The following is a 12555-nucleotide window of genomic DNA, read 5'->3' on the forward strand; positions in this document are numbered from 1 at the left end:
CAGGCTGCCCGACCGTGTCGTCTACGTTTGTTCGATGGAATCATCATGTCCAGGTTTTCTGCTGGCATCGCGTTGGGCTCTGCCCAGGTTCGCTGCCCCCTGAACGAGCCACGGGTTCGTTTGCGCCAAACCATCGCCGCCCTGTGCGGCCTGCTGCTCACGCCTCTCGCGCTGGCCGACGAGCACGAGCATCACGACCATCAGGTCGAAGAACTGAGCCCGACGGTCATCACCGCCATCGCCCCCAGCTCGCCGCTGACCGTCGTCACCAACCCCAAGGACCCGCGCCAACCGGTGCCGGCCAGTGATGGCGGCGACTACCTCAAGACCATTCCGGGCTTTGCCCTGGTGCGCAACGGCGGCACCAATGGCGACCCGGTGCTGCGTGGCATGTTCGGCTCACGGCTGAACATCCTCACCAACGGCAGCATGCTGTTGGGTGCCTGCCCAGGCCGGATGGACGCACCGACCTCCTATATCTCGCCGGAAACCTACGACAAGCTCACCGTCATCAAAGGCCCGCAAACCGTGCTCTGGGGCCCCGGCGCCTCGGCCGGGACCGTGCTGTTCGAACGCGAGCCGGAACAGTTCGGCGAGCTGGGCACCCGGGTCAACGCCAGTGTGCTGGCCGGCTCCAACGGCCGTTTCGACAAAGTGGTGGATGCCGCCGCCGGTGGCCCGCAGGGCTACGTACGGGTGATCGGTAACACCGCCCATCAGGACGATTACCGCGACGGCAATAACGACACCGTGCCGTCACGCTACGACAAGTGGAATGGCGACGTCACCCTTGGCTGGACGCCGGACGCCGACACTTTGCTGGAATTGACGGCCGGCAAGGGCGACGGTGAAGCGCGCTACGCCGGACGCGGCATGGACGGCTCACAGTTCAAGCGCGAAAGCCTCGGGCTGCGTTTCGAGCGCTCGAACATCGGCGAGCTGCTGGACAAGGTCGAGGCCCAGGTCTACTACAACTACGCCGACCACGTGATGGACAACTACACCCTGCGCACGCCGTCCGGTACCGGGATGATGGCCGGGCCCATGGCTTCCAACGTCGACCGCCGCACCCTCGGCGCGCGCATCAAGGCCACCTGGCGCTGGGCCGATGTGCAATTGATCAGCGGCCTGGACGCCCAGACCAACGAGCATCGCCAACGCAGCAGCATGGGCGTGGACACCTACAAGGACCTGCCGTACACCAAGGACGCCGACTTCCACAACTACGGGGTGTTCGGCGAACTGACCTGGTACGCCGCCGATCGCGACCGGGTGATCACCGGCGCCCGGCTCGACCGCGCCTCAGCCAAGGATTACCGCCAGAGCATCGGTTCCGGCATGTCGGCCCGCCCCAACCCCACCGCAGACGACACTCGCGCCGACACACTGCCCAGCGGTTTTGTCCGCTACGAGCACGACCTGGACGACAGCCCCACCACCCTCTACGCAGGCGTCGGTCACACCCAGCGCTTTGCGGACTACTGGGAGCTGTTCTCGCCGGACGCCGGCCCCAGCGGGTCGCTGAATGCCTTCGATTCGATCAAGCCGGAGAAAACCACCCAGCTCGACTTCGGCCTGCAGTACAAGACCGAAATCCTCGAAGCCTGGGCGTCGGGTTATGTCGGCCAGGTCCGCGACTACATCCTCTTCGACTACACCCCCGGGATGATGGGCAGCACCTCCCGGGCCGAGAACATCGATGCGCGGATCATGGGCGGTGAATTGGGTGCGGCCTACAAACTGAGCGAGCGCTGGAAAGCCGACGCCACCCTGGCCTACGCCTGGGGCAAAAACAGCAGCGACGGCAGCGCCCTGGCGCAAATGCCGCCGCTGGACGCGCGCCTGGGCCTGACCTACAGCGAAGACCGCTGGAGCGCCGGGGCCCTGTGGCGGGTGGTGGCGGCGCAACACCGTGTCGATGAAAACAAGGGCAACGTGGTGGGCAAGGACTACGGCAAAAGCTCGGGCTTCGGCGTGTTCTCGCTCAACGGCGCCTATCGCATCAATCAACACTGGAAGGTCAGCAGCGGTGTCGACAACCTGTTCGGCAAAGCCTACGCCGAACACTTGAACCTGGCCGGCAACGCCGGGTTCGGCTACCCGGCGAGCGACCCGCAGGCCATCAACGAACCGGGGCGCACGCTCTGGACCAAGGTGGACATGAGTTTCTAACCGGCACCGGAGATCTGATTGATCGTTCCCACGCTCTGCGTGGGAATGCAGCACGGGACGCTCCGCGTCCAGCGGTGACGCGGAGCGTCACTGGATGCGTTCCCACGCGGGAGCGTGGGAACGATCAGCACCACCAAAAACATAACAACCTATTTACCCTGCGGAGCGCTTTTGCAATGAGCCAACCGAAACCGAATTTCTACAACCTGGCCTGGCGCTGGCATTTTTATGCCGGGTTGTTCGTGGCGCCGTTCATGGTGATGCTGGCCTTGACCGGGATCATCTACCTGTTCAAGCCACAGCTCGATCCACTGATGTACGGCAGCCTGCTGAACGTGCCCGCCGGGCATCATACCCTGGCGGCAGACGACCTGCTCAAGCAGGTCCGCCAGGCCTACCCCGAAGGCCAGGTCAAACAGTACCTGCCACCGGTCAACGCCGAACGCAGCGCGCAGTTCGTGGTGATCGACCAGGGCCGGGAACTGAATGTGTTCATCGACCCGTACCACGGCGACGTTCTCGGCGAACAGGATGCGAAGAGCAATCTGCAAGCCATGGCCCGGGCAATCCATGGCGAGTTGCTGATCGGCACCGTCGGTGACCGATTGGTGGAAATGGCCGCCGGCTGGGGCGTGGTACTGGTGGTCTCCGGCCTATACCTATGGTGGCCGCGCGGGCAATCATCGGCCGGTGTGCTGTGGCCGCGCTGGAGCGCCCGCGGTCGGTTGTTCTGGCGTGACCTGCACGTCGTCGTGGGTTTCTGGGGCGCGGCATTCCTGCTGGTGATGCTGCTCAGCGGCATGACCTGGACCGGCTTCTGGGGCAAGCAATACGCAGACCTCTGGAACCGCTTCCCAGCGGCGATGTGGAATGACGTGCCCAAGTCCGATGTCGAGGCCGGCAGCCTCAACAACGCCCACCGCCAGACCGTGCCCTGGGCCGTGGAAAATACGCCGATGCCGATGTCCGGTGACCATGCCGAGCACATGGGCCACGGTGGCATGCACGAAGGCCCCGCCGCCCCGACCGTCAGCCTGCAAGCGGTGCAGGATATCGCCACCGCGCGCCAGGTCACGCCCGGCTACAGCATCACGTTGCCCACCACGGCCAGCGGCGTGTTCACCGTCGCCGTGTTCGCCGATGACCCGCGCAACGACGCCACCCTGCACGTGGACCAGTACACCGGCAAGGTCCTGGCCGATGTGCGCTGGGAGCACTACAGCATCGTGGCCCGCGCCACCGAAACCGGGGTGATGCTGCACGAAGGCAAGATGTTCGGCCCGGTGAACCAGATCCTCGTGCTGCTGGTTTGCCTGATGATCCTGCTCAGCGCCGTGAGCGGCCTGGTGATCTGGTGGAAGCGCCGACCCCAGGGCAAGTTCGGCGTGCCGCCGCTGCGTCACGACTTGCCGACCTGGAAGACCGGAGTGTTCATCATGCTGGCCCTGGCGCTGATGTTCCCGTTGGTGGGGGCTTCGCTGGTGGTCGTGTGGCTGTTGGACCGGCTTGTTACCCGGTTCAATCGCCAGCCTGAGACGGCTTCACCCTCAAGCTGAGACAGTGCACTAACGGAAGGCGGTGCGAACGTTCTACTATCGCGCTCGCCCTCCAAGCTGCATACAGATCAATTGTGGGAGCGGGCTTGCTCGCGAATGCGGTGTGTCATCCGATGCATGTGTTGAATGACACACCGCTTTCGCGAGCAAGCCCGCTCCCACATGGGATCTTCAGTGGCCGCGATCAAGACGCCCCAATGTGGCGCACCAGGTCGCACCAGCCACCGCATGACGAGCACTCATGGTGCGCCACCCTGTCCAACCCCTGCGCCTTCCCCTTGTTTCAAAGCCTTTCTCCGACCGGGCACACCCCTTGCAAAAGCGCTTTCAGCGTTTGCATCTGCCCTCAAAAAAAACTCATAAGTCCATGGAGATCGCACAATGAAGCGTCGTAGCTTGATCAAGGCTTTTACACTCTCGGCAAGCATTGCCGCGATGGGCATGGCCTGGACCGTCCAGGCCGCCGAGACCATCAAGGTCGGCATCCTGCATTCGCTGTCCGGCACCATGGCGATCTCCGAGACGTCCCTCAAGGACATGGCGCTGATGACCATCGACGAGATCAACGCCAAGGGTGGTGTGAACGGCAAGAAGCTTGAAGCGGTGGTCGTGGACCCGGCGTCGAACTGGCCGCTGTTCGCCGAAAAGGGCCGTCAGCTGCTGACCCAGGACAAGGTCGCCGTGGTGTTCGGCTGCTGGACATCGGTGTCGCGTAAATCCGTGTTGCCGGTGTTCGAAGAACTCAACGGCCTGCTGTTCTACCCGGTGCAATACGAAGGCGAAGAGATGTCGCCGAACGTGTTCTACACCGGCGCCGCGCCGAACCAGCAGGCGATTCCGGCGGTGGAATACCTGATGAGCGAAGAAGGCGGCAGTGCCAAGCGCTACTTCCTGCTGGGCACCGACTACGTCTACCCGCGCACCACCAACAAGATCCTGCGTTCGTTCCTGCACTCCAAAGGGGTGGCGGACAAGGATATCGAAGAGGTCTACACCCCGTTCGGCCACAGCGATTACCAGACCATCGTGGCCAACATCAAGAAGTTCTCGGCCGGTGGCAAGACCGCGGTCATCTCCACGGTCAATGGCGACTCCAACGTGCCGTTCTATAAAGAACTGGCCAACCAGGGCCTGAAGGCCACCGACGTACCGGTCGTGGCGTTCTCGGTGGGCGAAGAGGAACTGCGCGGCATCGACACCAAGCCGCTGGTGGGCAACCTGGCGGCGTGGAACTACTTCGAATCCGTGGATAACCCGGCGAACAAGAAATTCGTCGATTCCTGGAAAGCCTACGCCAAGGCCAAGAACCTGCCAGGTGCCGACAAAGCGGTGACCAACGACCCGATGGAAGCCACCTACGTCGGTATCCACATGTGGGCGCAAGCGGTGGAGAAAGCCAAGTCCACCGACGTCGACAAAGTCCGCGAAGCCCTGGCCGGCCAGACCTTCGCCGCACCGTCGGGCTACACCCTGACCATGGACAAGACCAACCACCACCTGCACAAGCCGGTGATGATCGGCGAGATCCAGGCCGACGGTCAGTTCAACGTGGTCTGGCAGACCGAAGGCCCGATCCGCGCGCAACCGTGGAGCCCGTTCATCGCCGGCAACGACAAGAAGCCTGACTATGCGGTGAAGAGCAACTGAGCCCGTGGGTGTCGGCCCCAATCCCCGGGCCGACACACAACCCTTGTGGGAGCGGGCTTGCTCGCGAATGCGGACTCATATTCAACATTTGAGTCGCCTGACACACCGCATTCGCGAGCAAGCCCGCTCCCACAAAAAAAGCACTGCGCAAGGCCTAGCATATGCCCACCGCCCTCTACCGCCTCATCCTCGCCCTGGTGCTGCTGTTGCCACTGGAGGCCCACGCCGGCGACGCCGAAGACTTCGTCGCCGCCAACCCGACCCAGCAGGCCAGACTCCTGGAAACCTGGGCCGCGCAGCCGGAGCCTGAACGTGTCGAACTGATCAACGCCCTGCAACAAGGTCAGTTGATCGTCGACGGCCAGCCAAAAACCCTGCGCCTGAACAACCGCTTGCGGGGGCTGATCGAAACCGCCCTGGCCAGCCATCAACTGCTCGCCGTCGATGCCCGCGTACGCCTGGCCGCCGCGCAGCAACTGCAAAAAAGTGCCCGCCCGGCGCAACTGGCGTTTCTCGACCGGCAACTGGCCGGTGAGCAGGACGAAAACGTACACGCCGCCCTGAGCCTGGCCCTGGCGAACCTGCAACTGGTGGACACCAACCCGAACGTGCGCCTGGCCGCCGTCCGCCTGTTGGGGGAAACCGGCGATCCACTGGCCCGCACCCGCCTGGAAGGCCTGCTCGAACCCGGCGTCGAAACCGATGCCGCCGTGCGCACCGCCGCTGAAACCAGCCTGGGCCAGGTCAAGCGCAAGCTCCTGGTGGGCGAATTGCTGGGCCAGGCCTTCAGCGGCATGTCCCTGGGCTCGATCCTGCTGCTCGCCGCCCTCGGCCTGGCGATTACCTTCGGCCTGCTGGGGGTGATCAACATGGCCCACGGCGAGATGCTCATGCTGGGCGCCTATTCCACTTATGTGGTGCAGTTGCTGTTCCAGCGCTTCGCCCCGAACGCCATCGAGTTCTATCCGCTGATCGCCTTGCCGGTGGCATTTTTCATCACCGCGGCCATCGGCATGGCCCTGGAGCGTACGGTGATTCGCCACCTCTATGGGCGGCCGCTGGAAACCCTGCTCGCCACCTGGGGCATCAGCCTGATGCTGATCCAACTGGTGCGCCTGGTGTTCGGTGCGCAGAACGTCGAAGTCGCCAACCCGGCCTGGCTCTCGGGCGGGATCCAGGTGTTGCCGAACCTGGTGCTGCCGTACAACCGCATCGTGATCATTGCCTTCGCCTTGTTCGTGGTGGTGCTGACCTGGCTGCTGCTGAACAAGACGCGCCTGGGCCTGAACGTGCGCGCGGTGACCCAGAACCGCAACATGGCCGCCTGCTGCGGCGTGCCCACCGGCCGGGTCGACATGCTCGCCTTCGGCCTCGGCTCGGGCATCGCCGGGCTCGGAGGCGTGGCCCTGAGCCAGATCGGCAACGTCGGCCCGGACCTGGGCCAGAGCTACATCATCGACTCGTTCCTGGTGGTGGTGCTCGGTGGTGTCGGCCAGTTGGCCGGCAGTGTGTTCGCCGCGTTCGGCCTGGGCATCGCCAACAAGATCCTCGAACCGCAGATCGGCGCCGTGCTCGGCAAGATCCTGATCCTCGCGCTGATCATTCTGTTCATCCAGAAGCGTCCGCAAGGCCTCTTCGCGCTCAAAGGACGGGTAATCGACTGATGAACCAGCCCCTGATGCTCACGGCCACGCAAAAGGCCGGTCCCAAAGTCACCCTCGCCGTCGGCGCGCTGATCCTGGCCGTGCTGCTGAGCCTGCCCTTGCTGTCGCTGCTGGCGGCGGACAATCCGCTGCACGTCTCGGCCTACACCCTGACCCTGGTGGGCAAGATTCTCTGCTACGCCATCGTCGCCCTGGCACTGGACCTGGTCTGGGGCTACGCCGGCTTGCTCTCCCTGGGCCACGGCCTGTTCTTCGCCCTGGGCGGCTACGCCATGGGCATGTACTTGATGCGCCAGGCCGCCGGGGATGGCTTGCCGGCGTTCATGACCTTCTTGTCGTGGACCGAGTTGCCTTGGTACTGGGCCGGCACCGACAGTTTCCTCTGGGCGATGTGCCTGGTGGTGCTGGCGCCGGGGTTGCTGGCCCTGGTGTTCGGCTTCTTCGCCTTCCGCTCGCGGATCAAGGGCGTGTATTTCTCGATCATGACCCAGGCCCTGACCTTCGCCGGGATGCTCCTGTTTTTCCGCAACGAAACCGGGTTTGGCGGCAACAACGGCTTCACCAATTTCCGCTCGATCCTGGGCTTCGGCATCACCGAACCCGGCACCCGGGCGGTGCTGTTTTTCGCCACGGTGTTGCTGCTGCTGGCGAGCCTGTTCATCGGCTGGCGCCTGGCCCGCAGCAAGTTCGGCCGGGTACTGACCGCCCTGCGGGACGCGGAAAACCGCCTGATGTTCTGCGGCTACGATCCCCGTGGTTTCAAGCTGTTCGTCTGGGTGTTGAGCGCGGTGTTGTGCGGCCTGGCCGGGGCGTTGTACGTGCCGCAGGTGGGCATCATCAACCCCAGCGAAATGTCGCCGACCAATTCCATCGAGGCCGCCGTGTGGGTTGCCCTTGGCGGGCGCGGCACGTTGATCGGGCCGTTGCTGGGCGCCGGGGTCGTGAACGGCATGAAGAGCTGGTTCACCGTGGCGTTTCCTGAATACTGGCTGTTCTTCCTCGGCGCCCTGTTCATCGTCGTGACCCTGTATCTGCCCAAGGGTGTGATCGGGTTGCTGAAGAAAAGGAGCGAATGATGCGAATCACACCTACGGCGGATTTCATGCTCGAACCCATCCTGGAGCCCAACAAGGACCAAGGCAGCAGCCGCGACGCCATCGGCCTCGGCCAGGCAGCCGGCGTGGGCCTGAACACCCGCCACGGCACCATCCTGACCCTGGAAGACATCAGCGTCAGTTTCGATGGCTTCAAGGCCTTGAACGATTTGAACCTGTACATCGGCGTCGGCGAGTTGCGCTGCATCATCGGCCCCAACGGCGCCGGCAAGACCACACTGATGGACGTGATCACCGGCAAGACCCGGCCCAGCCACGGCAAGGCCTGGTTCGGCGAGACCCTGGACCTGACGAGCATGAGCGAAGTACAGATCGCCCAGGCCGGCATCGGGCGCAAGTTCCAGAAGCCCACGGTGTTCGAAGCCCTGAGCGTGTTCGAGAACCTGGAGCTGGCGCTCAAGACCGACAAATCGGTGTGGGCCAGCCTGCGGGCGAGACTCACTGGCGAGCAGCACGACCGTATCGACGAAGTGCTCGAGACCATCCGCCTTGCCACGTCAGTCGACCGCGCCGCCGGGTTGCTGTCCCACGGGCAGAAGCAGTTTCTGGAGATCGGCATGCTGCTGGTGCAAGACCCGCAATTGCTGTTGCTCGACGAACCGGTGGCGGGCATGACCGACGCCGAGACCGAGTTCACCGCCGAGCTGTTCAAGTCCCTGGCGGGCAAGCATTCGCTGATGGTGGTGGAACACGACATGGGCTTCGTCGGCGCGATCGCCGACCACGTCACCGTGCTGCACCAGGGCAGCGTGCTGGCCGAAGGGTCGCTGGAACAGGTGCAGGCCGATGAGCGGGTTATTGAGGTTTATTTGGGTAGGTGAGCGTCGAGCCGCAAGCTTCAAGCGGCAAGTTGAAAGCAAAAGCCGCACACCATCCTGCTCTTACTTGCAGCTTGAAGCTTGCCGCTTGAAGCTCTAAAAAACGGAGTTCAAATGCTACAGGTCCAACACCTCCACCAGTACTACGGCGGTAGCCACATCCTGCGCGGCCTGTCGTTCGACGTGAAGGTCGGCGAAGTGACGTGCCTGCTGGGGCGCAACGGCGTAGGCAAGACCACCCTGCTCAAATGCCTGATGGGCCTGTTGCCGGCCAAGGAAGGCGCGGTGAGTTGGGAAGGCAAGGCCATCACCGCGTTCAAGCCGCACCAACGGGTGCATGCCGGCATTGCCTACGTGCCCCAGGGCCGGGAAATTTTCGGACGGCTGACGGTGGAAGAAAACCTGCTGATGGGCCTGTCGCGCTTTCCCGGTGCCGAAGCCAAGGAAGTGCCGGCCTTCATCTACGAATTGTTCCCGGTGCTGCTGCAGATGAAACAACGCCGTGGCGGTGACCTGTCCGGCGGCCAGCAACAGCAGCTCGCCATTGGCCGGGCCCTGGCCAGTCGCCCGCGACTGCTGATTCTCGACGAGCCCACCGAAGGCATCCAGCCCTCGGTGATCAAGGAAATCGGCGTGGTGATCAAAAAGCTGGCGGCCCGGGGCGACATGGCGATTTTGCTGGTGGAGCAGTTCTACGACTTCGCCGCCGAGCTGGCCGATCAGTACCTGGTGATGTCCCGGGGTGAGATCGTGCAGCAGGGGCGCGGAGAAAATATGGAAGCCGAGGGTGTGCGCGGGCTGGTTACGATCTAGTCTGTAGCGTCCTGACGATAATCAGAAATCATGAATCTACCTGTCTGTTCATTGGCGCCTTCGGCCCTGTTCACCCCCAGTTGGCACGCCGAGCTGGAATTGGGCTACGCCCGCTTCGGCGAGTGCACACGCCCGGTACAGCGCCGCCACAAAGGCCCGTTGCGGGTGCAGAAGCACTTGTACGCCGAAGGTCCCGAGGTGTGCCAGCACATCATCGTCCACCCGCCCGGCGGGATTGCCGGCGGTGACCGGCTGGACATCTCGGCCCACGTCGGCCCTGGCGCCTGGGCGCAACTGACCAGCCCCGGCGCGGCCAAGTGGTACCGCGCTGCCGGGCCGGCGTACCAACAGTTGACCCTGAGCGTGGCCCCCGGCGCGACCCTGGAATGGCTGCCCCAGGAAACCATCGTCTTCAGCGCGGCCCAGGCCGAACTCGGCACGAGTATCGACCTGCAGGGCGACGCACGCCTGTTCTACTGGGACATGGTCGCCCTCGGCCGACCGGCCAGCGGCGAGCGGTTCGACCTGGGGCACTTTCAATCGCGACTGGACATTCGCCGCGACGGCCAGTTGCTGTGGCATGAGCGCCAGCGCATTGTGGGCGGTGATGGGCTGCTGGACTCGCCCATCGGGCTGGGCGGTGATCCGGTGTTTGCCACGTTGCTGGTGACCGGCGAGATCGACAGCGAACGGCTGGAACACTGCCGCTCCCTGGGCCATGCCGTGCGCGGCGACCTGACCCAATTGCCCGGCCTGGTCGTGGCGCGGTGCCTGGCGAGCGAGGCGTTGCTGGCGCGGGGGTGGTTGATTGAATTGTGGCGGCTTCTGCGCCCGGCGCTGCTCGGTCGGGAGGCCATGCCCCCGAGAATCTGGAGTACTTGAATTGGCTTTTCTGTGGGAGCGGGCTTGCTCGCGAAGGCGGTGTGTCAGCCAACTCAACTGTTGAATGTGAGCCCGCATTCGCGAGCAAGCCCGCTCCCACAGGGGGACATGTTTTAGCCCGAATTTTTTATCTGCCCTTATGGATTGCACATGGACCTGACCCCACGCGAAAAAGACAAGCTGCTGATCTTCACCGCCGGCCTCGTCGCCGAACGACGGTTGGCCCGGGGCTTGAAGCTCAACTACCCGGAGGCCATGGCCTACATTTCCGCCGCGCTGCTGGAAGGCGCCCGTGACGGCCAGACCGTCGCCGAGCTGATGCACTACGGCACCACGCTGTTGAGCCGCGAACAGGTGATGGAAGGCATCCCGGAAATGATCCCGGAGATCCAGGTCGAAGCAACGTTTCCCGACGGCACCAAACTGGTCACCGTCCACCAACCCATCGCCTGAGGCCACCTCATGACAGCCCATGTCCGTGACGCCCGTGCCGCAGACCTGCCGGCGATCCGCGAGATCTACAACGACGCCGTCCTCAACACCACGGCGATCTGGAACGAACAAGCCGTGGACCTGGGCAATCGCCAGGCCTGGTTCAGCGCCCGGCAGACCCAGGGCTACCCGGTGCTGGTGGCCGTCGACGCCGAAGACAACGTGCTGGGCTACGCTTCGTTCGGTGACTGGCGGCCGTTCGACGGTTTCCGCCACACCGTGGAGCATTCGGTGTACGTACGCAGCGATCAACGCGGCAATGGCCTTGGCCCGCTGCTGATGGACGCGCTGATCGAACGTGCCAGGGCCTGCGATAAACACGTCATGGTCGCGGCCATCGAAAGTGGCAACGCGGCCTCGATTCGCCTGCACGAGCGGGCCGGTTTCGTGATCACCGGGCAGATGCCCGAGGTGGGGACCAAGTTCGGCCGCTGGCTGGACCTGACCTTCATGCAGTTGAACCTCAACCCCGGGGCGTTACCGCCTGCCATCAACAAGGAGTGAAAAGCCAATGAACGCCGCCCAGTTGCGTCGGGTCCACGCCGAGAGCTTTGCGCATTATCGCCAGGGCCTGATCGATCTGTTGCTCGACGCCGTCGGCTACGGGGCCAGCGTGGGGTTCATGGCCGATCTCGATGCCGTCCAGGCCCGCGCCCATTTCGACGAGGTCCAGGCAAGCCTCAACCAGGGCCACCTGCTGCTGTGGGTGGTGGTCAAGGATGAACAGGTACAGGCCAGCGTCCAGCTTGCCCTGTGCCAGAAGCCCAACGGCCTCAACCGCGCCGAAGTGCAGAAGCTGCTGGTCCGCGGTGAGGCTCGCCGCCGCGGGCTGGGCCAGCAATTGATGAGCGCCCTGGAACTTGGCGCCCGCCAGCACAAGCGTGGCCTGTTGTACCTCGACACCGAGGCCGGTTCCGAGGCCGAGGCCTTCTACCGCGCCATGGGCTACACCCGCGTCGGTGAACTGCCCGACTACTGCCAGAGCCCGGACGGGACCTACACCCCGACCGCCATTTACTACAAGATTTTGGGGCAACCGCAATGATTCCAGGGCAATACCAGGTCCAGCCCGGCGACATCGAACTCAACGTCGGTCGCCGCACGCTCACGCTGAACGTCGCCAACAGCGGCGACCGACCGATCCAGGTCGGCTCGCACTATCACTTTTTCGAGACCAACGACGCCTTGACCTTCGACCGCGCCGCCAGCCGTGGCATGCGCCTGAACATCCCGGCCGGCACCGCGGTGCGTTTCGAACCGGGCCAGAGTCGGGAAGTCGAGCTTGTCGATCTGGCTGGGTTGCGGCGAGTTTACGGGTTCGCGGGACGAGTCATGGGCGACCTGGATTGACTTCAGCTGCAAGACTCGAGCTGCAAGCTGCAAGAAAAAGCAGTTT

12 protein-coding genes are annotated in these 12555 nt (G+C 64.0%); all 12 read left to right on the top strand.

All coding sequences use genetic code 11. The features are described 5' to 3' along the window. Positions 1-45: 45 nt before the first annotated feature. The 12 genes from BLP82_RS18795 to BLP82_RS18850 all read left to right on the top strand — a co-directional run bounded on the left by BLP82_RS18795 (position 46) and on the right by BLP82_RS18850 (position 12509). Complete coding sequence (locus BLP82_RS18795; protein ID WP_092171371.1) at positions 46-2172, top strand: TonB-dependent copper receptor; 2127 nt, start codon at positions 46-48, stop codon at positions 2170-2172. A 176-nt stretch (positions 2173-2348) separates the two neighbouring features. Next, positions 2349-3728, top strand: a complete 1380-nt coding sequence (locus BLP82_RS18800; protein ID WP_092171375.1) for a PepSY-associated TM helix domain-containing protein — start codon at positions 2349-2351, stop codon at positions 3726-3728. A 381-nt stretch (positions 3729-4109) separates the two neighbouring features. Then, a complete protein-coding gene (gene urtA, locus BLP82_RS18805) occupies positions 4110-5375 on the top strand; it encodes an urea ABC transporter substrate-binding protein (protein WP_025211599.1) in 1266 nt (421 codons plus the stop codon). Positions 5376-5536: 161 nt separating this feature from the next. Next, on the top strand, positions 5537-7039 hold the full coding sequence (urtB, locus tag BLP82_RS18810; protein ID WP_092171379.1) for an urea ABC transporter permease subunit UrtB: 1503 nt from the start codon (positions 5537-5539) through the stop codon (positions 7037-7039). Beyond that, positions 7039-8115 carry an urea ABC transporter permease subunit UrtC gene (gene urtC, locus BLP82_RS18815; protein WP_092171384.1) on the top strand — a complete coding sequence of 359 codons (1077 nt, stop codon included), beginning with the start codon at positions 7039-7041 and terminating at the stop codon, positions 8113-8115. Before urtB ends, urtC begins: the two co-directional genes overlap by 1 nt. After that, a complete protein-coding gene (urtD, locus tag BLP82_RS18820) occupies positions 8115-8975 on the top strand; it encodes an urea ABC transporter ATP-binding protein UrtD (protein ID WP_092171388.1) in 861 nt (286 codons plus the stop codon). The genes urtC and urtD overlap by 1 nt, the downstream gene beginning before the upstream one ends. Positions 8976-9086: 111 nt before the next feature. Further along, positions 9087-9785 (top strand): urea ABC transporter ATP-binding subunit UrtE, encoded by a 699-nt coding sequence (gene urtE, locus BLP82_RS18825; RefSeq protein ID WP_092171393.1) that lies wholly within the window; start codon positions 9087-9089, stop codon positions 9783-9785. Positions 9786-9815: 30 nt separating this feature from the next. Further along, on the top strand, positions 9816-10667 hold the full coding sequence (locus BLP82_RS18830) for an urease accessory protein UreD (protein ID WP_092171398.1): 852 nt from the start codon (positions 9816-9818) through the stop codon (positions 10665-10667). A 150-nt stretch (positions 10668-10817) separates the two neighbouring features. After that, positions 10818-11120 carry an urease subunit gamma gene (gene ureA, locus BLP82_RS18835; protein ID WP_003197350.1) on the top strand — a complete coding sequence of 101 codons (303 nt, stop codon included), beginning with the start codon at positions 10818-10820 and terminating at the stop codon, positions 11118-11120. 9 nt (positions 11121-11129) lie between these two features. Beyond that, complete coding sequence (locus BLP82_RS18840) at positions 11130-11663, top strand: GNAT family N-acetyltransferase (RefSeq protein ID WP_092171402.1); 534 nt, start codon at positions 11130-11132, stop codon at positions 11661-11663. Positions 11664-11670: 7 nt separating this feature from the next. Next, complete coding sequence (locus BLP82_RS18845; protein ID WP_092171405.1) at positions 11671-12204, top strand: GNAT family N-acetyltransferase; 534 nt, start codon at positions 11671-11673, stop codon at positions 12202-12204. Beyond that, on the top strand, positions 12201-12509 hold the full coding sequence (locus BLP82_RS18850) for an urease subunit beta (RefSeq protein ID WP_092171409.1): 309 nt from the start codon (positions 12201-12203) through the stop codon (positions 12507-12509). The genes BLP82_RS18845 and BLP82_RS18850 overlap by 4 nt, the downstream gene beginning before the upstream one ends. The last annotated feature ends 46 nt before the right edge of the window (positions 12510-12555 follow it).

Source organism: Pseudomonas sp. NFACC37-1 (assembly GCF_900101575.1).
Classification (GTDB): Bacteria; Pseudomonadota; Gammaproteobacteria; order Pseudomonadales; family Pseudomonadaceae; genus Aquipseudomonas; species Aquipseudomonas fluorescens_AA.

Coding starts and splice junctions, on each gene's coding strand:
- BLP82_RS18795 (WP_092171371.1), top strand. CDS start 46: ATGTCCAGGTTTTCTGCTGGCATCGCGTTGGGCTCTGCCCAGGTTCGC.
- BLP82_RS18800 (WP_092171375.1), top strand. CDS start 2,349: ATGAGCCAACCGAAACCGAATTTCTACAACCTGGCCTGGCGCTGGCAT.
- urtA (WP_025211599.1), top strand. CDS start 4,110: ATGAAGCGTCGTAGCTTGATCAAGGCTTTTACACTCTCGGCAAGCATT.
- urtB (WP_092171379.1), top strand. CDS start 5,537: ATGCCCACCGCCCTCTACCGCCTCATCCTCGCCCTGGTGCTGCTGTTG.
- urtC (WP_092171384.1), top strand. CDS start 7,039: ATGAACCAGCCCCTGATGCTCACGGCCACGCAAAAGGCCGGTCCCAAA.
- urtD (WP_092171388.1), top strand. CDS start 8,115: ATGCGAATCACACCTACGGCGGATTTCATGCTCGAACCCATCCTGGAG.
- urtE (WP_092171393.1), top strand. CDS start 9,087: ATGCTACAGGTCCAACACCTCCACCAGTACTACGGCGGTAGCCACATC.
- BLP82_RS18830 (WP_092171398.1), top strand. CDS start 9,816: ATGAATCTACCTGTCTGTTCATTGGCGCCTTCGGCCCTGTTCACCCCC.
- ureA (WP_003197350.1), top strand. CDS start 10,818: ATGGACCTGACCCCACGCGAAAAAGACAAGCTGCTGATCTTCACCGCC.
- BLP82_RS18840 (WP_092171402.1), top strand. CDS start 11,130: ATGACAGCCCATGTCCGTGACGCCCGTGCCGCAGACCTGCCGGCGATC.
- BLP82_RS18845 (WP_092171405.1), top strand. CDS start 11,671: ATGAACGCCGCCCAGTTGCGTCGGGTCCACGCCGAGAGCTTTGCGCAT.
- BLP82_RS18850 (WP_092171409.1), top strand. CDS start 12,201: ATGATTCCAGGGCAATACCAGGTCCAGCCCGGCGACATCGAACTCAAC.